Here is a 21,794-nt window from a genome sequence, read left to right as displayed (position 1 = left end):
TCGAAAAAATTTATTTTAATTCCTCACAGGAAAGAAGGCAGAAATGCATCAAGCGAATTAAAAAGTACCGGACAAGCCAAGTTCATCGGTTATACAGAAAACCTGACTATAAATATAGACTCCCATTTTATTCGTGTTCAGCTTACGATTCAAGCGCAACACAGGATGCCCGGGTCTCACGCGAAAATGCTCCTGCAATTTTGCATCCGCCTTAATAGCAAAGATTTGCTGCACGCCACCCGTAACCTCTATCTGATATTTGGTACGCAACACATCAAACAACGATTTATTTTCCAGATTCAATGAAGTAAAACGGGGAAAATTCAGATTTGGCAACATGGTAATATCATAAAACACCGGCTTCCCGTTGAGCGACCGCAGCCGTTCGAAATAAATACAACCGACCTCTTTTTCCACATCGCTCAACTCAAAAGTAAACGCCTCTTTCCAGGCTCTCACTTCCGGCCGACCGATAATTTTCGTCGTCAGAATGTTATCGCCCACGGCCGACGTCGTACTCATCAACGACAGAATACCGATACCCTTTGGCACTCCTTTCACAACGCTACCCTTCCCCTGATGTTTCAGAATATAGCCATCCACCACCAGACGATCCAGCGCTTTTCGAACCGTATGGCGCGCCACACCATGCACTGAACTCAGTTCATTCTCCGAAGGAAGTAAATCACCTTCAGCATACACGCCGTCACTTATCAGCCTTCGAAGCGCTTCATATAGTTTTTTATGTTCAGGAAGTTCTGCCATTGAGTCAAGAAAAAAGCATTTTATGAATTACAGTCCAAAGGTAGGTATTATCATCAATACGACAAAACTTTTTTTAGCCAACTTGTACGTACAAATATATATTTTTATGCATACAAATAATTATTAAACACTGATATTCAGAGTTATTATTTGATTTAAAAATAACTTGTACATATATGTAATAGTTGTACCTTTGTATTCGACAGACGATAAGCGTCGTCACAAATACGAAACAACACACAACCTTTTATAGTATAACCGCCCCGAATTGAGGGCTACATCTTATTTCCAATATTCATGGCAACAGTAGTAATTATGCCCAAGCAAGGGCAATCGGTTGAAAGCTGCATCATCACGCAGTTCAACAAAAAAAAAGGAGACAGCGTCAAGCAAGGCGAACTCCTTTTTGCATACGAAACAGACAAAGCCTCGTTCGAAGAAGTTGCTCCGGCTGACGGGATTGTTCTCGACATTTTTTTCGGCGACGGCGACGAAGTTCCTGTACTAACCAATGTGTTGGTGATCGGACAAGCCGGGGAGTCGGCAGAGGAGTTCCGCCCGGGAGGAAGATCAACATCCGAGACTCAAGAGCCAAGAGCCAAGAATCAAGAACCCGAAGTTCAAGCGACTGCTTCCTCAGCAACAGCATCAACTCCAACTGCAGTGGTTTCAAGCTCAACCAGTGGGGCGATTTCTCCGCGCGCCAAACATCTGGCAGAAAAAGAGGCCGTTTCTACAGGTGACATTCAGGGTTCCGGTCCCAAAGGACGCATCATCGAGCGTGACGTTCAGTCCGCCATTGAAAACCGTCCGAAACTGACTCCGCTGGCAAAAGCCGAAGCCAAAGCAACAGGCGCAACAGCTACAGAAGGCACGGGATTGGGAGGAAGCGTCACTGCCAAAGATTTGTCAGCCGCGAAAAATCCAGTATACGGAGCCGACTTTGAAGTTAAACCGGTTACCAACATGCGCAAGATCATTGCCAAAGCAATGCATGCTTCGTTGCAGAACTCGGCTCAGCTCACCCACCATTTAGGAGCTGATGCCCGCCGCATCCTCGAACTGCGCGAAAAGGTAAAAAAAGCAATGGAGAAAGGCTATCCAACCAATATCACATTGAACGACATGGTAGGGTTTGCCGTGATCAAAGCATTGAAAAAGTTCCCGCAAGTCAACACCCATTTCCTTGGCGACAGCATTAAATATTTCAACAAAATACACCTTGCCCTAGCGGTTGATACCGATCGTGGTCTGATGGTCCCGGTAGTTAAGAATGCCGATGATCTTTCTATTCAGGGCCTTTCCAACCAATTCAAAGAAATTGCCAACGCCTGTAAAAAAGGGAGCATCGACCCCGATTTACTTTCGTCGGAAGCTGCTACCTTTACGATTTCAAATCTCGGCAACTACGGAGTGGAGATCTTTACCCCGGTAATCAATCTGCCGCAGGCAGCTATTCTGGGCGTCAACACCATTGTTCCGCGACCGAAAGATCTGGGTAACGGCGCTTACGGCTTTGTTCCTTTTATCGGACTAAGCCTCACCTACGATCACCGCGCTCTGGATGGTGGCGAAGCAACCCGCTTCCTCAAACAAATTGCCATTGAGATTGAAAACCTTGAATTTGAAATTTAATTTGAAAATCTTTAAATCGTAAATGGAAATGTTTGATTTAGCAATTATCGGTGGCGGCCCTGCAGGATATGTAGCCGCAGAACGTGCAGGTGCAAAAGGCCTCTCAGTAGTACTGTTTGAAAAGAAAGATCTGGGCGGAGTATGCCTCAATGAAGGTTGCATCCCCACCAAGACTTTATTATATAGCGCAAAAACTTACGACAACGCCGTTCATGGCGACAAGTACGGAGTGTTTGTCGAAAACGTGAGTTTCGACTTTGGCAAAATGATGGCCCGCAAAAACAAAGTGGTTCGCAAACTGGTTGCCGGCGTCGGTGCAAAAATGAAAGCGCATCACGTAGAGGTTGTCAAAGGCGATGCTTTCATCAAAGGACGTTCGGCCGAAGGTATTGAAATCACCAGCGGAGAAAACGCCTTTTTGGCCAAAAACCTTTTGATATGTACCGGTTCCGAAGCATTTGTTCCTCCCATTCCCGGATTGAAAGAATCGGGTGACGTCATCCTGACCAACCGTGAAATCCTTGCATTGAAAGAGCAACCGGCCTCGTTGGTTATCATCGGCGGAGGCGTTATAGGAATGGAATTTGCCAGCTTCTTCAACAGCCTCGGCACCAAAGTAACTGTTATTGAAATGCTGCCCGAAATCCTGACCGGAATGGACACTGAAATGAGCGTCCTACTCCGCGAGATGTACGCCAAAAAGGGCATCGAATTCAATCTTTCGGCAAAAGTAACCGCCGTCAACGGCACCGAAGTAAGCTACGAGAAGGACGGACAAACCTTTACCGTCAGTGGCGATAAGATTCTGGTGAGCGTTGGTCGCCGTGCCGTGACACAGGGTTTCGGCCTCGAAAATTTGGGTGTCGAACTTCTCAAAGGCGGCATCAAAGTGGACGAAAAGATGCGTACCAACATTCCGAATGTTTTTGCCGCAGGCGACGTTACCGGATTTTCACTCTTAGCACATACTGCCAGTCGCGAAGGAGAAGTGGTGGTGAACAACCTGACCGGAGGGAAAGATGTGATGCGCTACAATGCTATTCCGGGCGTAGTGTATACCAACCCTGAAATTTCGGGTGTTGGCCTCACCGAAGAAGCAGCCAAAGCCAAAAACATTGCCGTAAAAGTAGCCAAACTACCGATGGCTTATGCCGGACGTTTTGTTGCTGAAAACGAAGGAGGCAGCGGCCTGTGCAAAGTGATCGTCGGCGAAAAGCACGGAGAAGTTCTCGGCGTTCACATGCTGGGCAACCCCTCCAGTGAAATGATTTACGGCGCCTGCATGGCCATCGAAGCCGAACTGACACTCAAAGAGCTGAAAGAGGTGGTATTTCCCCACCCGACTGTAAGCGAAATTTTTAAAGAAACTGCGTTTGAGTTTTAAAGTTTCAAGTTCAAAGTTTAAGGTTATGGCAAAAATTGAAAGGTTTGAAGATATAAAAGCATGGCAAACGGCACGCGAGCTATGCAAACAAATTCATCTTTTGACACAAAAAGAATCTTTTTCTCGTGATTACCGCCTGATTGGGCAAATCAAAGGCTCTTCAGGTTCTGTGATGGATAATATTGCAGAAGGCTTTGAACGGAATGGCAATCGTGAATTCATTCAATTTTTATCCATAGCAAAAGGCTCTTCAGGAGAAACCCGATCGCAATTATATCGGGCATTGGATAACAATTATATCACAAAAGAAGAGTTTGACAGTACGTTCAGGTTAGCCGAAGAAGCCAGCAGAATGATCAGTAGTTTCATGCAATATCTGAATCAAACAGACATGAAAGGAACCAAATTCAAACTTTGAACATTAAACTTTATAACAAACACACATTCGACCAATCAAATAATCCTAACTTAAAATACCATGCCTAAAAGTTTATTTGTCGATCCTGCTCCTCTTTTTGAGGCAGGCGAAATTACCTTCAAACCCATTCCTGTTAACCAATACAACAAAACGATTCAGGACGAGCTGAAAAGCAAGAATTTTTCAACAGAAGATCTGTTGCATATCTATCACGATATGGCCATGATCCGCGAATTCGAGACCATGTTAAACCTGGTAAAAACTACCGGCGCTTACAGCGGAATTTCGTACAACAATCCCGGCCCGGCTCACCTTTCTGCGGGGCAGGAAGCAGCAGCTGTCGGGATGGCTTACACGCTGACCATCGAAGACTTTATTTTCGGGTCGCACCGTAGCCACGGCGAAATTCTGGCAAAAGGCCTTCGTTCCATTCAGCAATTGGATGACGCTACCCTGACCAAAATCATGGAAGATTTCTTCGGGGGAACTGCTTATGGAATCGTGAAGAAAAACTTCAACGGATCGGCAAAAGATTTGGCAAAACGCTTCCTTCTTTACGGGATAATGGCCGAAATTTTCGCTCGCGAAACCGGCTTCAACAAAGGCTTGGGTGGAAGTATGCACGCGTTCTTCCTTCCTTTCGGTATCTATCCCAACAATGCTATCGTAGGTGGTAGCGGCGATATTGCCGTGGGTGCGGCGCTCTACAAAAAAGTAAACCGCAAACCAGGCATCGTAGTGGCCAACATCGGTGATGCCTCTATGGCCTGCGGTCCGGTTTGGGAAGGCCTGATGTTTGCTGCCATGGATCAATTCAAACAACTGTGGGGCGACGACATGAAAGGCGGCCTGCCGGTGGTCATCAATATCATGAACAACCAGTACGGTATGGGCGGCCAGACCCGCGGAGAAACCATGGGCTACGACTTTGCAGCCCGCATCGGCGCCGGTGTGAATCCCGAACAGATGCATGCCGAACGTGTGGACGGTTACAATCCGCTAGCCGTGATCGACGCTTACCGTCGTAAACGCGAAATTCTCGACAAGGAAAAGGGCGGTCCGGTGCTGCTTGACGTGGTCACTTACCGTTACAGCGGCCACTCTCCTTCCGACGCCTCATCGTATCGTTCAAAAGAAGAGATGGAGCTGTGGGAACAGTTCGACTGTATTGCAACTTTCGGCAAGAAACTAATTGATGCCAAAGTGGCTACCCAAGGAGATCTGGACAAAATACAAACCGGCATAAAAGAGAGCATGGTCGATGTTTTCAAATTAGCCATCGACGAAGAGATTTCTCCCCGCATGGATTTGCGCAAAAATCCCGAATTGTTGGGCGAAATGATGTTCTCTAACCAAACAGTGGATGCTTTCTCGGATGCAACACCAGAGGTAAACCATCCGCTGAGCGAAAATCCACGCGCCAAACAGATTGCCGGAAAAGTGCGTTACATCAAAGACAAAGAGGGCAATCCTGTCTCAAAAATGAAACAGTACCAACTGCGCGACGGTCTGTTCGAAGCCATTGCCCATCGGTTCTATACCGATCCTACTTTGGTCGCTTATGGTGAAGAAAACCGTGACTGGGGTGGAGCTTTCGCCGTATATCGTGGTTTGACAGAAGCGCTTCCTTATCATCGTCTGTTCAACTCACCCATTTCTGAAGCTTCGATTGTGGGCACTGCTATCGGTTACGCCATGTGTGGCGGCCGTGTGATTCCCGAAATCATGTACTGCGACTTCCTTGGCCGTTGCGGCGACGAAGTGTTCAACCAGTTGCCCAAATGGCAGGCTATGAGTGGCAACATTCTGAAAATGCCGGTAGTGGTACGCGTTTCCGTCGGTTCAAAATATGGCGCACAACACTCACAGGACTGGACATCTCTGGTGGCTCATATTCCGGGCTTAAAAGTTTGCTTCCCGGTTACTCCGTATGATGCAAAAGGTTTAATGAATACCGCATTGCACGGCACTGACCCGGTCATTTTCTTTGAAAGTCAACGTATTTACGAAATCGGCGAACAGTTCCACTCGGAAGGAGTACCTGAAGAATACTATGAAATTCCGTTCGGAGAACCCGACATTAAACGTGAAGGAAAAGACATCACCATCCTGACCATCGGTGCTACCTTGTACCGTGCTTTGGATGCTGCTAAAATACTGGAAGAAAAATACGGCATGAGCGCCGAAGTGATCGATGCCCGTTCGCTCTCTCCGTTCAACTACGAAAAAGTGATCGAATCGGTAAAGAAAACCGGCAAAATCGTTCTTTCGAGCGACGCCACCCAACGCGGTTCATTCCTCAACGACATAGCTCAAAATATTTCCGAACTGGCATTCGATTATCTGGACGCGCCACCCGTTGTAGTTGGTTCACGAAACTGGATCACACCGGCTTACGAGTTGGAATACGCATTCTTTCCGCAACCGGAAACCATCATCGACGCCATTCACGAAAAAATTGTTCCCCTGCCCAGACACGTACCTTTTGCCAACTTCACCGAAGTTGAGCAAATCCGTCGTGCCAAGCTGGGAATCTGATTCGTAAATTCCGCACACGGAACACACAGAAAAAAAACGGAAAAACACGAGCTAACCTTCCAATCTGTAATTCTGTAAAATTCGTGGATTCCGTGTGCAAAATGCCTTTATTTCTAACCTGAAAACAACACAACATGACATTGAAAGTCAATGCACATTTACATACGCCATATTCATTCAGTGCCTTCGAATCGATTGATCAGGCATTAGACATGGCAAAAGAAGAAGGTGTGAAAGTAGTTGGAATCAATGATTTCTACACCACTGACGGCTACTCTGCATGGGCGGAAGGATGTAAAAAACGCGGTCTCTATCCTCTTTTCAACATCGAATTCATCAGTCTGAATGAGGAAGACCAAAAAGCCGGTCTCAGGGTAAACGATCCGGGCAATCCGGGACGTACATACCTAAGCGGGAAAGGCCTTTCGTTCCCATTCAAACTGGAAGAGCCATACGCTTCGCAACTGGCAGCGGTCAGAGCCGAAGCCAACGCACAAGTAGAGGCCATGTGCGGAAAAGTAAACGAGTTATTGAAAGCTAGTGATGCCGGATTCACGCTCGACTTTGCAACCATCAAACAAGAGTTGACCGAAGGTTCCGTTCGCGAACGCCATTTGGCCAAAGCCTTGCGGTTGAAAGTGTATGAGAACCGTTCGGAAGAAGAGATCAAAGCGCTGTTTGAAAAACTGTTCGGTGGTAAGGCCGTGAAAGCAACCGTATCTAATCATGCAGCCGTTGAGAATGAAATACGTGGCAACCTGCTGAAAGCGGGTGGTGCGGCATTTGTTCCCGAAGACCCGAAAGCCTTTTTACCGATGGAAACGGTACGGCAAATCATCCTGAAGGCCGGTGGCATTCCCACCTATCCCTTTCTGGCAGACGATCCGAAGGGCATTTTTACCGACTTTGAAGGTGACCTAAAAAAAGCGGCAAAGACATTACAGGAACGTGGTTTTTATTCGGCGGAATTTATCACCACCCGCAACACGATGGATGCACTGGAGATTTACGCAGGCTATCTCCACGACAAAGGTTTTGTAATCACCTTCGGAACGGAACACAACACGCCTGCCATGGAACCAATCACCCTGACCTCGCGCAGCAAAACGCCATTGAGCAAAAAACTGCAACAGATCAATTATCAGGGTGCCTGCGTGATAGCTGCCCATCAACACCTTGTAAAACAAGGATTAAAAGGCTACGTAAATGAAGAAGGAGTTGCTGACATCGAACATCGTGACGAATTCATAAAACTGGGAGATCAGCTGATAACCAATGCCGGCGCACCAGAATCAGAGGATATGAATATTGATTTCAAAATCTATAAATATTCCGAAGAAGAGAACAATGCTCAGTGCGGTTAATGAAGCAGGTAAAGCATCAAAAACAATAATGCAGTTTAGCCTGTATATATTGCGCCTAAGGTTCCAAGAACAAAAAACACGCAACATACTTGGTGTCTTGTGGCAAAAACAGATAGAAAATGAAAGAAATAGAACAACTTATTGAAATATCGCAATTTTATGGTCGCGACAGTCGATTTGTAATTGCCGGAGGAGGAAACACTTCCTATAAAAATGAGGAGATGATTTGGGTCAAAGCCAGCGGTTCCTCTCTGGCAACCATCACCGAAGAGGGTTTTGCCATACTCGACAGAGCCAAACTAGCCGTGATGTCCGACAAAAAATACAGCGACAACGCTGCCAAACGAGAGGAAGAGGTAAAAAACGACCTTGCCGCAGCTACCCTGACCAAAGGAAAACGTCCTTCGGTAGAGACATCCATGCACAATGCCATCGATTATGCTTTCGTAGTGCATCTCCATCCGACTACCGTCAACGGTTTGATGTGCTCGCAAAATGCCGAAAGCGACCTGAAAAGAATATTTGGAGAAAAGGCTTTATATATCGAATACACCGATCCCGGCTACGTACTTTTCAAAAAAGTGGAAGACGCTATCAAGGCTTTCCGCGAAGAAGACGGTGGTGCCGAACCAGCCATTATCTGGCTGCAAAATCATGGCATTTTTGTGGGTGCCAACAGCATTGAAGAGATCAAGGTGCTTTACACGAAAATTTTAGACAAGCTCGAAAAAGCGATCCAGGCTCCGGTTCCGACCGAAGCACGGGCCACCTGTAGCTGTACCGAACAAATTTTGCCGGGTATCCGCATGATGCTCTCGAAAGAGGGGTTAAAGACATTGAAAGTCCGCAAAAACGAACTGATAAAATACTTTTACGACAGCCCCGAAAACCAAACCAAGATTACCCGTCCGTTTACGCCCGATGCCATTGTCTATTGCAAATCGAACTATATTTTCATCAACGAAGAAGAGCCGGAAGCCGTGCTTGCAGAAGCCACCAAAGCTATTTCCGCCTTCAAAGAAAGGTTCGGTTACCTGCCCAAAGTCCTTTTGATACAAGGAATCGGATTGGTAGCTGTAGGCGATAATGCCGCGCAGTGCGACATTATTCTCGACGTTTTCGAAGATGCGATGAAAATTGCATGGATTGCCGGTTCATTCGGCGGTCCGCACCCGATGACGCAGGCTCAGATCGACTTTATCGACAACTGGGAAGTAGAAAACTACCGTCGTAGCGTGGCGGCTGGAAGCGCGAAAGGTCGTGCCGAAAACAAAACCATCATCGTCACCGGCGCTGCCCAGGGATTCGGCGAAGGAATTGCCCGTTGCCTGTTGCAGGAAGGCGCCAACATCGTGGTGGCCGACATGAACGACACCGTCGGAATGGCAACAATGGAACGTTTCAATAAATTGGTCAAAAGCAACCGGGCTATCTTCGTAAAAACCAACGTAAGTGAGATACCGAGCATTGAAAATCTGGTGCACGAAACCATTTGCAACTTCGGAGCCATCGACTGCTTCGTGAGCAATGCCGGAGTTCTTCGCGCCGGAAGTCTGGACGACATGACACCGGAAAACTTCGAGTTTGTGACCAAGATCAACTACAACGCTTACTTCTATTGCACGAAGGTAGTAAGCCGCATAATGAAATTGCAGACCAAATACGCTTCGGCAGACTATTACGCCGACATTATCCAGATCAATTCCAAATCGGGATTGCGCGGCAGCAAGGCCAACTTCGCCTATGCCGGTGGAAAATTCGGCGGTGTGGGGCTTACCCAGTCATTTGCATTGGAATTGGCTCCCTTCCGCATCAAGGTGAACTCCATTTGTCCGGGTAATTTCTATGAAGGTCCGCTCTGGAGCGATCCTGACAACGGTTTGTTTGTGCAATATTTGCGTGCTGGCAAAGTTCCCGGTGCAAAAACGATAGAAGATGTAAAGAACTTCTATCTGGCACAAGTTCCGATGCAGAAAGGGTGTTCACCCGAAGATGTTACCAAAGGTGCGCTCTACCTGATGGAACAGTGTGGCGAAACCGGGCAGGCCTTGCCGATCACAGGAGGACAGGTAATGCTGAGCTAAAGGCCCCCTAAATCCCCCTCAAGGGGGACTTATAAGTCTGCATTATATAAGGTTGTTTAAATTCATACTATTTACAACAAAAAAACTAATTCACTATGATTGAACCACATGAATATTGTTTTTCGCCCGAGAATCAAGAAATCAAAATTTGGAAATACATGGACTTTACAAAGTTTATCGATTTTATTATGAATAAAACTTTGTATTTCACAAGAAGTGATCGTTTTGGAGATTCGTTCGAGGGCACAATTTCAGCACAAGATGTTACAGAAAGAAATTCTCAATGTGGTCATGATGGTCAAACTTTATGGACTCAATTTGGAAAAGAAATAAAGAAGACATTTTTTGTAAACTGTTGGCATATAAATGAGAATGAGTCTTATGCAATGTGGAAAATCTATTTAAATTCACAAAATGGCATTGCATTACAAACAACCTACTCCAAACTTTACAAATGTCTTAATGAAGTAAATGATAATATCTATTTATCAACTGTTAAATATGACGGGAATGGTGACTGGGGCACTTATTTAGATAGGATGTTGCACAAGAAGAGCTATTATTCTTACGAACAAGAATTGAGAGCTATCGTGAATGACAATATAAGAATAAATGAAGATGGATTAAAAATCGAAGTAAACATCAATAATTTAATTGAAAATATTTACGTAGCGCCTTCTTCTCCTATTTGGTTTCAACAACTTGTCAAGAATATTAGTAATTATTTTAATTTCGATTTTACACCCATAAACTCTGCATTAGATTGTAATCCAATTTATTAAAAAAACAATCCTAACAGCCGATTCTTAAGTCCCCCTTGAGGGGGATTTAGGGGGCTTCTCTATCTTATGAAAACAAAAGCAGTACGACTATATGGCAAAAAAGATCTTCGTTTGGAAGAGTTTGAGTTGCCGCAGATAAAAGAGAATGAGATATTGGCAAAGGTAGTTTCCGACTCTCTTTGCATGTCGTCCTATAAGGCTTCGAGCCAGGGAACGGATCACAAGCGTGTGCCCGATGACGTTGCCGAGAACCCCATCATTATCGGCCACGAGTTTGCCGGAGAGTTGGTGGAAGTCGGCGCAAAATGGGCCGACAAATTCAAAGCCGGCGACAAATTTTCCATTCAGCCCGCTTTGTACTACGAAGACGGACCCGTTGGCGTTTTGAGTGCTCCGGGTTACAGTTATCAGCACATCGGCGGCGATGCTACTTACGTCATCATTCCCAACGAAGTGATGGAGAAAAATTGCCTGCTGGCCTACAAAGGCGAAGGGTATTATCCTGCTTCGCTGGCAGAACCGCTTTCGTGCGTCATCGGCGCCATGCATGCTAACTACCACACCACACCGGGCAGCTACGTACACAAGATGGAAATCGTGGAGGGTGGCAAAATGGCCATTTTGGCGGGTGTAGGCCCGATGGGACTGGCAGCCATCAACTACGTGCTTCGTCGCGAAGACCGCAAGCCATCGCTGGTAGTTGTGACCGATGTCGACCAGACCCGCCTCGACCGCGCGGCAACGATACTTCCAATTGAATTCGCTCAATCGCGCGGCATCGACCTGCGTTATATCAACACCGGCAAAATGAAAAATCCGGTGGAAGAACTCAAGGCTATCAGTGGCGGAACCGGCTACGACGACGTGTTCGTGTTTGCTCCCGTAAAACCGGTAGTAGAACAGGGCGATGCCATTCTGGCGTTTGATGGGTGCCTCAACTTCTTTGCAGGCCCGGGCGATCCGACCTTCAGTGCCTCGTTCAACTTCTACAACGTTCACTATGCCTACACCCACGTGGTGGGAACCAGCGGAGGCAATACTGCCGATATGGTGGAAGCGTTGGAAATGATGTCGAAAGGGCTCGATCCGGCGGGATTGGTGACCCATATCGGAGGATTGGATGCCGTGGCAGAAGCCACCAATCACCTGCCTGAAATTCCGGGAGGGAAAAAGTTGATCTACACCCATATTAATTTTCCGTTAACAGCCATCTCCGAGTTCGAAGAAAAAGGAAAAACAGACCCGGTTTTGAAAAATTTAGCCGATATTTGCAAGAAAAACAAAGGGCTTTGGTCTGTGGAGGCAGAAAGCTATTTATTAAGCAATTACTCAAAATAGACGGCAAGCAGACGAGATATTTTTTACTCACAAACGAAAAATATCGAAGAAAAAGGCAATAAAAAAAACGAGCAGGAACCAATTCCTGCTTCATCAGGAAAGTATCACTTCAATGTGTGTTTTAACTATATAATTTTTAAAGATGAACCAATTAGATGTAAACTTAATGCATCCGGTAGAACAGATCAATGTGATTATCGGACGTATTTACCGGAGTGGCATGACCACCACCTCGGGTGGAAACATCTCGATCAGAGATGACAACGGTGATATCTGGATCACACCTTCGGGCGTTGACAAGGGATCGTTGACAACCAAAGACATTATGTGTGTCAAAAAAGACGGAACCATTGTCGGTCCGCACAAGCCTTCGTCAGAATATCCTTTCCACAAAGCAATCTTTGAAGCTCGTCCGGAACTCCGGGCAATTATCCACGCTCACCCCCCGGGACTGGTTGCGTTCAGTATTGCCCGCAAAGTACCCAACACCAATATCATTCCTCAGGCTCGTTTCATCTGCGGTGAAATCGGCTATGCACCTTACGGCTGTCCCGGTAGTGAAGACCTTGGTAAGAAAATTGCCAAAGAATTCGAAAACCCGAAATACCGCGCGGTAATCATGGAGAACCACGGCGTTGTATTGGGCGGCACAGACATGATGGACGCTTATCAACGTTTCGAAACGCTGGAATTTTGCTGCCGCACTATCGTTGCTGCCGGTAAACTGGGCAACGTAAATACGCTGACCGACGATCAGATTTCTCAATACATCGATATGTTCCCGAAAAATGTCACTCCGTTTATGGATGTGGAATATCCTTCGGACGAACGCGCCATCCGTACCGATATGGTGAAAATGATTCGACGTGCCTGCGACCAGGGCCTGATGATCTCTACCTACGGCACCGTTTCCGTACGCTGGAGAGATGACGACTTTCTGATTACTCCGCGCGATGTTGCCCGTTGGGATATTACCCCGAGCGATCTCGTTCAGATAAAGAATGGCATGTCAGAAGCCGGTAAAACACCAAGCCGTTCGGTGGCACTGCACCAACGCATCTACCAAATGAATCCGCATATCAACTCCATCATCTCAACCCAACCGGTCAACCTGATGGCACATGCGGTAAGCGGACAGAAATTTGATGTGCGTACCATTCCCGAAAGCTGGATCTTCCTGCAGGATGTTCCTACCATTCCGTTCGGCTCACTCTACAGCGATGTGGAAGGCATGGCCGAAATGTTCAACCATAACCGTGTGGTACTGGTAGCCAACGACTGTGTGGTGGTAACCGGTGACAAATTGCTCAACACTTTCGACTACCTCGAAGTGGCAGAATTCTCGGCAAACTCATTGGTAATGGCTGCCTCTGTTGGCGAGCTGCAACCGATGGGAGACAAGGAAATTGACGAATTACGCATTGCTTTTAATGTAAAATAATCATGCAAATCATTGTCAGCGAATCTCATTCGCCGTCATTCAATCTTGCATCCGAACAATTTCTATTAACAGAACGTCCTTGTGACGTTCTGTTTTTCTATATCAACGACCCTTGCGTAGTGTTGGGGCGCAACCAAAACATCTATGCCGAGGTCAATCTTCCCTATTGCCTGTCGGAAAGTATTCAGATAGTACGCCGTTTGTCGGGCGGAGGAGCTGTTTATCACGACAGCGGAAATATCAATTTTTGCTTTATCGCAACTAAAGCAAGCAATCCGCTAGATTACAATCCGCTCTCTGAAATTGTATCCGTACTCTCCTCTCTGGGAGTCAAAACATCGGTTGGCATAAGAAAAGATCTCTATCTCAACCAGAAAAAAATTACCGGAACGGCAGTACACAGCAGCGGCACTCACGTGCTTTTTCACGGCACATTGCTCTACGATACCAACCTTGATGCTCTTGAAACAGCTCTCACATCTCCCCACATAACAGAAAGCAAAGCGGTAAAATCAGTACGCAGCAAAGTCACCAATATCCGGCAAGAGAGTGAATCGCTTAAGAACATGGGTCCTATCGGCTTTTTACAACAACTTGCAAGCCAATTCTCAAAACGATATTTCTCCGGCATCAAGCATTTCTCCTCCGAAGAAACAGAGAGTATCTATGATTTACAAACCGAACGATACAACACCTGGGAATGGAACTGGGCACAAAGTCCGAAAGCCATCGTGGAACATACAACAGAACTGAATGGCGAATTCCTCTCATTATCCCTCTCCATCGAAAAAGGAGTGATCTGTCATGTTGGCAACAAATGCCCTGAAGCGCTAAAAGTTAAACTTTTAGGCAAAAAACTTTCAGATTTATTCTAAAAGAGCCTTCTTCTCAAAAAAATTCACCCTAAAACCGAAAAAAATAGTTGTTGGATGCAATTATTTTCAAACACAACCAATATCTTTGCAGAATTAACAATCACAAACATTCTCTTTGTTTGATCCACACCTATTACAAATCCTCAAAAATTTTAAGGCGTATGAAAAAAGGTTTACTAATATCACTTCTCGCTGCCGGTTTCGGCTTAGTTTGTTTGATGGCTTCCTGTGCTCAGATCGAAGAACTCTCCTCTACGTCCGACTTGCTGGTTGCGTCCACCGACGAGTCAGAAGTTTCAAGTATCGGTGATGACATGGTTAACGAAGCTGATGAGTATCTTACCGGATTATCTTCAGCCGGATTCAAAAGCAGCAGTTCGGCCTTGAAAACCTCCGGAGTTACCAGTTCCTCCATCACCATTACGGTAGACAAACCTGACTCGGTGAACTTTCCAAAAGTAATCACTATCGACTTTGGCACTTCCGGTTTTACAGGAAGAAGGAGCAACGTTTACAAAGGAAAACTGATTATTACCATTACCAACAAACTTTCGGTTGCAAATGCGTCCTATACAATCAAAACACAGAATTTTTATGTAAACAACAACAAAGTAGGCGTAGTGAAAACTGTTATTTACAAGGGATTCAACACAAAGAATCACCCTTACTGGACTTTAGTATCCAATGACACCATCACCAAACCCGACCTGACAAAAATCACCTGTCGTTCGGAACGAGTAAGGGAACGTCTTGAAATCAACGGAACACCGCTATTTCCTTACGACGATACCTTCTCTATCAAAGGAGTTTCCAAAGGTATGAACACGAAAGGCACGACATATTCGATGGTAATTGACGAAAATAACCCATTAATTGTCGGCAATCTTTGCCCTTACATACAGAAAGGTAAACTAACGATTACCGTTAATAGCAAAACTGTTGTGATTGATTATGGAGACGGCACCTGCGACAATCTGGCGACTGCCACTTCCGGAGGAATCACAAAAACCTTCAAAACAAGCAATTAATTATCGGGAAATAAAGAACAAAAAAAACGGTTGGGAGAATCTCTCAACCGTTTTGCGTTTTAGCAGGTCAATCACACAGGGTTACTTCATCAAACCCCAGATGAAACATCACTTCTCGGAGGATCAACAGAGCGGCGGCAAATGTAGCCGTTTGCGGAAGTGTATCAGAAGAAACCGGACGACCTGATATAATTGTTGACAGACGTCCGAAAATAGCTTCAACATCGTGACGGTAGAGCAGACGAGCGGATGATTGCTGGTAAGGTTCAAGTTGAGCATAAATTTCTTTCACGGCGACATCAAATGAAAAAAGATGCGTTCCGGCCGGAATCAATTTACTCACCTGCATCACCTCATCTTCCACCACCATTATGGCATTCTCCACCTCTCCGGGTGTTGGCGGATTATGCCTGAAAAATTGATTTGCAGTTTTCTCAAAGCCAATATCAAATTGCCAGATAACATCGGGTTCTATTCCTTTGGTCGCTAACGCCAGAAGAGTATAATCCGGCGCAACATGCAGCACGGCAGACGATCCTGAAATATTACATTTCGCGAAGATTTTAGATAACTCCTCCCCGTGTTTCCACCCTTCAATTCTTTCCATAGCAGGCTATTTAATATTGACCGAGATCAATGAGTTTTGTACAAGTGGCCCACCCTGAGCTGTATTAGCGGCTGTTTGTCCAGATGACGTTTCACTACCCAAAATGGCATTTATCTGAATCGTGAGCTGATTCATAAACTCAGAATATGAAGCCGGGAAACGACGATTCAGGTACAGCAACAACAAACCGATGACCATGTAACGCAATTGCGCTTTAAGGCGTTCCACATCTGCGGCCTTCACCATTCCTCGTGCAATACAATAGTTCCATTCCTTTTCACAAATAGCATCCAACGAACTATTAATCACATTAATCGTGGCTTCCTTGTGTCCGAAGTCGCCCACTTTGGCCAGATAGAAAAGCTCGAAAAGGCCCGGATATTCCACGAAAAAATTCACATACCCAACCACAAGCTTCTTCAACCTATCGATTCCCGGAGCAGACGACTGCGCCTGGTCGGCAACAAATGAAGCACACTCTTGCTGAAAATCGGAAATACAGACAAAAACAAGATCGTTCACATCTTTGAAATAGTTGTAAATAGTTGAATACGAATACCCTGCCTGTTGGGCAACATTTCTCACACTCACTCCCTTAAGTCCTTCTCCCTTAAGGATATCTTTTGTCGCCTGAATGAAATATCCTTTCATCCGTTGCTCCTGAATAGCTTTGTTTGCAACCATAATAAACAGTAATTAAATAACAGTGCAAATATAATGAACATTGTTCATATTTCAAATACATGTTCATTATATTTTTATTTAACTTCATATATGATATTTAGAACAAACAAAACACCTCTAAAACAACAATCGGAAGGCCCGGGCATTCCCAAACCTTCCGATTTTATTAGTAAAAGCAGTATGTTTATTTATACAACGCCCCGTAAGTCTGGCAAGCACGATAGTCGGAACCTTCGGCATCCATACCGAATGCGTTCCAGGCTGCCGGACGGAAGATTTTATCCTCTTCCACATTATGCATGCAAACCGGAATGCGAAGTATAGAAGCCAGGGTAATCAAATCGGCACCAATGTGTCCGTAGCTGATTGCACCGTGGTTGGCGCCCCAATTGTTCATCACGCTGTACACGTCTTTAAATTGTTGCGAGTCATTCAGGCGCGGAGCAAACCAGGTGGTCGGCCATGTTTTATCGGTACGCACGTTGATGGCATTGTGAACATCAGCAGGAAGATCCACGGTCCATCCTTCGGCGATTTGCAACACCGGACCCAAGCCTTTGATCCGGTTCACACGCAGCATCGTTACCGGCATTCCTCCTTTGGAAAGGAAGTTGGAAGAGTAACCTCCGCCACGGAAATAACCTTTATCGGCCGGATACCAGGTGGTAGCGTCGAGACATTTCAACACTTCTTCTTCGGTAATATCCCAGAAAGGTTTCATTGCCGGCTGACCTTCGTCATTGGTTTGTTCACCGGTTGCATCCAGACAGGTAGCCCCTGAGTTGATCAGGTGGATAATACCATTGGCAGCAGGACCTTCGAGATCGTAGCCCGTTACTCGTTTCACAGCTTCCGGACTCCAGAAGGTACGTACATCTGAGAAAATAGAAGCAGTGTTGGTCAGTAAGTGACCAAACAACATCGCGATACCGTTTAACGAGTCGTTTTCGGTTGCCAAAACAAAAGCTTCGCGAATCCCGTTCCAGTCGAAAGAAGAGCAGAGCAATGCTTCGGAGAAATCGCCGTTTGGCATAAAGTCGGTCCATTGACGTTGTCCCTGAAAACCGGCCAGAATTGCATTGTGACCGAGCGCTTCTTCCGCAAAACCCAACTCTTTCAGCTTCGGATTTCCAATCATCAGATCACGCATGATGATGGTCATTTTGACCACATATTCCCAGTCTTTTTCACGCTTTTCGGAAGAGCTTTGTTTTTCAGGCACATTGTAATCCTGGCCTTCGTTCGACTTGCAATATTTTTCAGTCCATGCCATTGCCTTGGCAAACTCTTCCTTATCATAAATTTCACCTTCAACGCGTCGAATGATTTCAACTTCATCTACGGCTTCCACACGAATACCCAGATAATCCTGGAAGAAATCGGGATCAACTACCGAACCAGCAATACCCATGCACTGGCCGCCGATGCCGAGATACGATTTTCCGCGCATCATGGCCACAGCCAATCCTGCTTTGATGAAACGCAGAATCTTTTCTTCCACATCAGCAGGAATACTGGTATCAGTACTATCCTGCACATCGTGACCGTAGATTCCGAAAGCAGGAATACCTTTTTGAGCATGACCAGCCAACGCTGCGGCCAGATATACAGCTCCCGGACGTTCGGTGCCGTTGAAACCCCAGATAGCTTTCGGATAATAAGGATTCAGGTCAATGGTTTCTGTTCCGTAGCACCAGCAGGGAGTTACGGAAAGAGTAAGACCCACTCCCTCTTTTTCAAATTTCTCAGCACAGGCAGCAGCCTGTGGCACGCGACCAATAGTAGTGTCGGCAATTACACATTCAACAGGAGTTCCGTCAGGATAACGCAACTTTGAAGAGATAAGAGCAGCGGCACTTTTGGCCATATTCATAGTCTGGTCTTCCAGACTTTCACGAACACCGTACTGGCGCCCGTCGATAATGGGACGAATCCCTACTTTCGGATATTTAGACATGTCAGTCTTGGTTAATGGTTAGTTATTAGTGGTTAGTGAGACGCGATCACAGTTTCATCCTTTTCGTAAAGTGGTCCGGATGGAACTGACCCTTTTAATGCATAATAAAATATATAGATATAACAGACTAGCGGAATGATCATTGCCAATGCCAGACTTTTGGTTTGATCGGAAATAAGACCCATCACCGGTGTCCATACTGCTCCTCCGATAATCGCCATAATGATCATGGAACCTCCGATTTTGGTATTCGGGCCCAAACCTTTCACGCCAAAAGCAAAAATTGTCGGGAACATCAGCGACATAAAGAAGCTCGATGCCACCAGGGTATATCCGCCCAACTGTCCGGGCAACAGCACAGAAACTGCCGCCAAAACTACGTTAATCAGGCTATAGGCCCCCATGAGTTTATGGGGATTAATCTTGCGCATCAAAGCCGTAGATACAAACCGGCCAACACCAAACGCGAGCAGGGAAGCAAACAGAAAATAGCCGGCTTCTTTTTCTGGCCTTTGCAGGTAATCCTTCACATAGGAAATCATAAAGCTCCATGTTCCAACCTGTGCACCCACATAGAAAAACTGTGCTATCACCCCTTTTACAAAGTGAGGATATTGAAACAGTTTGGAAAAATGTCCATGGCTTCCCTCTTTTTTTGTATCCATTTTCCTGTGAGTACCGGTTTCTGATTCTGCCGGGAATTTCACTTTCCACATCACGAAAGCAATCACCAAAATAATGGCTCCAATCACCATATACGGAGGAATTACCCTGAGAATTTCGCTATGGAGATAGCTCTGATATTGCCCCGAGGCCTTGAGTGCTTCCACCTGAGCTTCGGAATGTTCCACACCTGAGAAGATAAAAATATTACCGATCAAGACCCCACTCATAGCTCCCCACGGATTAAACGACTGCGAGAAATTGAGGCGTTGGGTGGATGTTGCCGGATCGCCCAAAACCGCAATAAACGAGTTTGATCCCGTTTCAAGAAAAGCCAGTCCGCTGGCAATCACAAACAACGCCAGCAAAAACAACCCGTAAGTACCGACAATGGCTGCTGGGTAAAACAAGAACGCCCCCATGGCATACAACACCAGTCCTATCAGCAGTCCTGTCTTATAATTATAACGATCCATGATGTAAGCTGCAGGCAGCGACAAAAGAAAATAACCCATATAAAACGCCGATTGCACCAAACCTGCCTGTAAGCGGTTCAACTCAAACGATTTCATAAACTGGGGAATCAGAATATCATTCAGATTGTTCGGAATTGCCCACAGGTAAAACAACGAGGTTACCAGTATAAACGGCAATAAATACTTTTTGTCAACAATTTTGTGTTTCTCCATGATTATAAGACTTTCAGGTTATTTGCATTCGGTCAGAGCATAAATACGCGCCATCAGTTGCCACTTTTCGTCGGATGTAGCACCCGGTTTCGAGCACTGGAATTTAGCGACAAAAGCTTCCCATTCTTCCTGACGATCGAGCGTAGCAAGTTTGGCAAAAGCGCTGTCCCAGTCGAAATCGGCAGGCACTTCCACAATCATAAAAGCATGATTTTTATGCAGGTAAATCTCCATTTCAAGGATACCCACACTGCGGATTCCGGCAGCAATTTCCGCCCAGTTATTAGCCGGAGCGTGCCAATATTTATATTGTTCAATCAAGGCGGCATCGTCCACCAAATCAAGTTGTTGACAATAGCGTTTGGTCGGTTGCCCGAATTGTTTTGCAGGATAACCCTGCTTTAAGTTGTGAGTGGTCATAGTATTGGTGTATGTTGAAAGTTTAGCGTTTAATATCTATTTATCTACTTATTTTTCATCATTTACAACGATTTACGTTCCACAAAGCAGGTAGGCATATCCACCTGTATTTTTTCGCCCGTCATCACAAAGGAGGCCGCCATTTCTCCAAGGCGGGCAAAATCGATTGAAAAGGCAGAAACGCCCTCCTGAATGATTTCCAGCAAAGGCATATCATTATAAACAGCCACGCCCACCTCTTTGCCAAATTTATATCCTGCTTTATTGGCGGCAGCAACAACAGCAACGAGATCGTCCGTCATGATACAAACATATGCATCTCCTTCCGACAAATCTGTTGCCTGAAAATGAATCCTTTGAACTTCGTAATTAAAATGATAGTCCCGGCAAAAACGGGCAAAAGCATCGCCGGCTCCTTTGGGATGAACCGAATCTTCGGGGAAAACGAAAACCAGACGCTTGTATTTTCGGAGTTGCTCCAATGCAGATTCTAAAACAGCATAGAATCCCTCGTCAAAATTCTGCCCGATATACGAAAGCCCTTCCTTCGGGAAAGAACAAAAATCGAGCAACAAAAGCTTCGACGACGGCAATTTCAAAAGGCTGGGAGTCATTTCATCGTACCTGAAATTCATCACCACGTAGGAATTGTATTTTCCGATGCTGTCGCCAACAATCATATCAAACAGCTTTTCGTTGTATTGATGAAACAACAAATCCACCTTCACATTTTCCGGCAGGTTTTCCACGAAAGCATTGTACAACTTCTCTTTAAATGGAGAATAAACATCCAGAAGCAGCAACACTCGTTTCACCTCATCCAACACAAAATAGCCCTTCATGGGAGCCGCATCAATGAGTCCGCGCTGCTTCAACTCTTTATAAGCTTTGAAAACAGTATCGCGCGACACATGAATTTTTTGGCTCAGTTCGTTGACAGAAGGCAACCGGTCGTCGAGAGCATACACGCCATCGGCAATCTCGCTCGTAATGTGGTCGATCACCTGATTTACCTTGCTGACTTTGTTGGAAAATTTCATTGATTTCTGTGCTGAACTATGCTGATAATTATATGGACAAAAGTAGAAGAAATGTAGAAAATAGAATATTTATAGTTGTTAA

18 protein-coding genes are annotated in these 21,794 nt (G+C 45.6%); 11 read left to right on the top strand and 7 right to left on the bottom strand.

Features of this window, described 5'->3' with window-relative positions; translation table 11 throughout:
* Positions 1–57 precede the first annotated feature (57 nt).
* Entirely contained in the window at positions 58–765 is a 708-nt protein-coding gene (locus tag PJIAN_RS05405) for a GntR family transcriptional regulator (RefSeq protein WP_068702873.1), read from the bottom strand.
* Positions 766–1,062: 297 nt separating this feature from the next.
* Between PJIAN_RS05405 and PJIAN_RS05400 the strand changes: the two genes are divergently transcribed.
* The 11 genes from PJIAN_RS05400 (at position 1,063) to PJIAN_RS05350 (ending at position 15,652) form a co-directional block, all read left to right on the top strand.
* Positions 1,063–2,400 (top strand): dihydrolipoamide acetyltransferase family protein, encoded by a 1,338-nt coding sequence (locus PJIAN_RS05400; protein ID WP_068702871.1) that lies wholly within the window; start codon positions 1,063–1,065, stop codon positions 2,398–2,400.
* A gap of 28 nt (positions 2,401–2,428) precedes the next feature.
* Positions 2,429–3,784: a dihydrolipoyl dehydrogenase gene (gene lpdA, locus PJIAN_RS05395; RefSeq protein WP_068703215.1), complete on the top strand. Its 1,356-nt coding sequence runs from the start codon at positions 2,429–2,431 to the stop codon at positions 3,782–3,784.
* 25 nt (positions 3,785–3,809) lie between these two features.
* Positions 3,810–4,202, top strand: coding sequence for a four helix bundle protein (locus PJIAN_RS05390; protein ID WP_068702869.1), 393 nt, complete (start codon positions 3,810–3,812; stop codon positions 4,200–4,202).
* Between the two features lie 60 nt (positions 4,203–4,262).
* Positions 4,263–6,740, top strand: a complete 2,478-nt coding sequence (locus PJIAN_RS05385) for an alpha-ketoacid dehydrogenase subunit alpha/beta (RefSeq protein WP_068702866.1) — start codon at positions 4,263–4,265, stop codon at positions 6,738–6,740.
* 134 nt (positions 6,741–6,874) lie between these two features.
* A complete protein-coding gene (locus tag PJIAN_RS05380) occupies positions 6,875–8,104 on the top strand; it encodes a PHP domain-containing protein (protein WP_172795575.1) in 1,230 nt (409 codons plus the stop codon).
* Positions 8,105–8,223: 119 nt separating this feature from the next.
* Positions 8,224–10,188, top strand: a complete 1,965-nt coding sequence (locus PJIAN_RS05375) for an SDR family NAD(P)-dependent oxidoreductase (protein ID WP_068702865.1) — start codon at positions 8,224–8,226, stop codon at positions 10,186–10,188.
* A 95-nt stretch (positions 10,189–10,283) separates the two neighbouring features.
* On the top strand, positions 10,284–10,970 hold the full coding sequence (locus PJIAN_RS05370; RefSeq protein WP_068702864.1) for a hypothetical protein: 687 nt from the start codon (positions 10,284–10,286) through the stop codon (positions 10,968–10,970).
* Between the two features lie 66 nt (positions 10,971–11,036).
* Positions 11,037–12,308 carry a zinc-binding dehydrogenase gene (locus PJIAN_RS05365; RefSeq protein ID WP_068702863.1) on the top strand — a complete coding sequence of 424 codons (1,272 nt, stop codon included), beginning with the start codon at positions 11,037–11,039 and terminating at the stop codon, positions 12,306–12,308.
* A gap of 142 nt (positions 12,309–12,450) precedes the next feature.
* A complete protein-coding gene (locus tag PJIAN_RS05360; RefSeq protein ID WP_068702858.1) occupies positions 12,451–13,749 on the top strand; it encodes a class II aldolase/adducin family protein in 1,299 nt (432 codons plus the stop codon).
* Positions 13,750–13,751: 2 nt separating this feature from the next.
* Positions 13,752–14,624: a lipoate--protein ligase family protein gene (locus PJIAN_RS05355; protein ID WP_068702857.1), complete on the top strand. Its 873-nt coding sequence runs from the start codon at positions 13,752–13,754 to the stop codon at positions 14,622–14,624.
* A gap of 161 nt (positions 14,625–14,785) precedes the next feature.
* Complete coding sequence (locus PJIAN_RS05350; protein ID WP_153802488.1) at positions 14,786–15,652, top strand: hypothetical protein; 867 nt, start codon at positions 14,786–14,788, stop codon at positions 15,650–15,652.
* A gap of 67 nt (positions 15,653–15,719) precedes the next feature.
* Here PJIAN_RS05350 and PJIAN_RS05345 read toward each other — a convergent pair whose 3' ends face one another.
* From PJIAN_RS05345 to PJIAN_RS05320, 6 genes are all read right to left on the bottom strand, one after another.
* Positions 15,720–16,259 (bottom strand): hypothetical protein, encoded by a 540-nt coding sequence (locus PJIAN_RS05345; RefSeq protein WP_068702855.1) that lies wholly within the window; start codon positions 16,257–16,259, stop codon positions 15,720–15,722.
* 6 nt (positions 16,260–16,265) lie between these two features.
* Positions 16,266–16,943, bottom strand: a complete 678-nt coding sequence (locus tag PJIAN_RS05340; RefSeq protein WP_068702854.1) for a TetR/AcrR family transcriptional regulator — start codon at positions 16,941–16,943, stop codon at positions 16,266–16,268.
* A 184-nt stretch (positions 16,944–17,127) separates the two neighbouring features.
* On the bottom strand, positions 17,128–18,900 hold the full coding sequence (gene fucI / locus PJIAN_RS05335; RefSeq protein WP_068702850.1) for an L-fucose isomerase: 1,773 nt from the start codon (positions 18,898–18,900) through the stop codon (positions 17,128–17,130).
* A 32-nt stretch (positions 18,901–18,932) separates the two neighbouring features.
* Positions 18,933–20,252, bottom strand: a complete 1,320-nt coding sequence (fucP, locus tag PJIAN_RS05330) for an L-fucose:H+ symporter permease (RefSeq protein WP_068702848.1) — start codon at positions 20,250–20,252, stop codon at positions 18,933–18,935.
* Between the two features lie 18 nt (positions 20,253–20,270).
* Positions 20,271–20,672: an L-rhamnose mutarotase gene (locus PJIAN_RS05325; RefSeq protein ID WP_068702846.1), complete on the bottom strand. Its 402-nt coding sequence runs from the start codon at positions 20,670–20,672 to the stop codon at positions 20,271–20,273.
* 62 nt (positions 20,673–20,734) lie between these two features.
* Positions 20,735–21,712, bottom strand: coding sequence for a GntR family transcriptional regulator (locus PJIAN_RS05320; protein ID WP_068702844.1), 978 nt, complete (start codon positions 21,710–21,712; stop codon positions 20,735–20,737).
* Positions 21,713–21,794 lie beyond the last annotated feature (82 nt).

Source organism: Paludibacter jiangxiensis, assembly GCF_001618385.1.
GTDB lineage: Bacteria > Bacteroidota > Bacteroidia > Bacteroidales > Paludibacteraceae > Microbacter > Microbacter jiangxiensis.
The sequence above is the reverse complement of the archived record's forward strand: the minus strand, read 5'-3'. Positions and strand labels throughout refer to the sequence as shown.

Coding starts and splice junctions, on each gene's coding strand:
- fucP (WP_068702848.1), bottom strand. CDS start 20,252: ATGGAGAAACACAAAATTGTTGACAAAAAGTATTTATTGCCGTTTATA.
- PJIAN_RS05400 (WP_068702871.1), top strand. CDS start 1,063: ATGGCAACAGTAGTAATTATGCCCAAGCAAGGGCAATCGGTTGAAAGC.
- PJIAN_RS05350 (WP_153802488.1), top strand. CDS start 14,786: ATGAAAAAAGGTTTACTAATATCACTTCTCGCTGCCGGTTTCGGCTTA.
- PJIAN_RS05320 (WP_068702844.1), bottom strand. CDS start 21,712: ATGAAATTTTCCAACAAAGTCAGCAAGGTAAATCAGGTGATCGACCAC.
- PJIAN_RS05340 (WP_068702854.1), bottom strand. CDS start 16,943: ATGGTTGCAAACAAAGCTATTCAGGAGCAACGGATGAAAGGATATTTC.
- PJIAN_RS05360 (WP_068702858.1), top strand. CDS start 12,451: ATGAACCAATTAGATGTAAACTTAATGCATCCGGTAGAACAGATCAAT.
- fucI (WP_068702850.1), bottom strand. CDS start 18,900: ATGTCTAAATATCCGAAAGTAGGGATTCGTCCCATTATCGACGGGCGC.
- PJIAN_RS05380 (WP_172795575.1), top strand. CDS start 6,875: ATGACATTGAAAGTCAATGCACATTTACATACGCCATATTCATTCAGT.
- PJIAN_RS05405 (WP_068702873.1), bottom strand. CDS start 765: ATGGCAGAACTTCCTGAACATAAAAAACTATATGAAGCGCTTCGAAGG.
- PJIAN_RS05365 (WP_068702863.1), top strand. CDS start 11,037: ATGAAAACAAAAGCAGTACGACTATATGGCAAAAAAGATCTTCGTTTG.
- PJIAN_RS05375 (WP_068702865.1), top strand. CDS start 8,224: ATGAAAGAAATAGAACAACTTATTGAAATATCGCAATTTTATGGTCGC.
- PJIAN_RS05345 (WP_068702855.1), bottom strand. CDS start 16,259: ATGGAAAGAATTGAAGGGTGGAAACACGGGGAGGAGTTATCTAAAATC.
- PJIAN_RS05325 (WP_068702846.1), bottom strand. CDS start 20,672: ATGACCACTCACAACTTAAAGCAGGGTTATCCTGCAAAACAATTCGGG.
- PJIAN_RS05355 (WP_068702857.1), top strand. CDS start 13,752: ATGCAAATCATTGTCAGCGAATCTCATTCGCCGTCATTCAATCTTGCA.
- PJIAN_RS05385 (WP_068702866.1), top strand. CDS start 4,263: ATGCCTAAAAGTTTATTTGTCGATCCTGCTCCTCTTTTTGAGGCAGGC.
- PJIAN_RS05370 (WP_068702864.1), top strand. CDS start 10,284: ATGATTGAACCACATGAATATTGTTTTTCGCCCGAGAATCAAGAAATC.
- PJIAN_RS05390 (WP_068702869.1), top strand. CDS start 3,810: ATGGCAAAAATTGAAAGGTTTGAAGATATAAAAGCATGGCAAACGGCA.
- lpdA (WP_068703215.1), top strand. CDS start 2,429: ATGTTTGATTTAGCAATTATCGGTGGCGGCCCTGCAGGATATGTAGCC.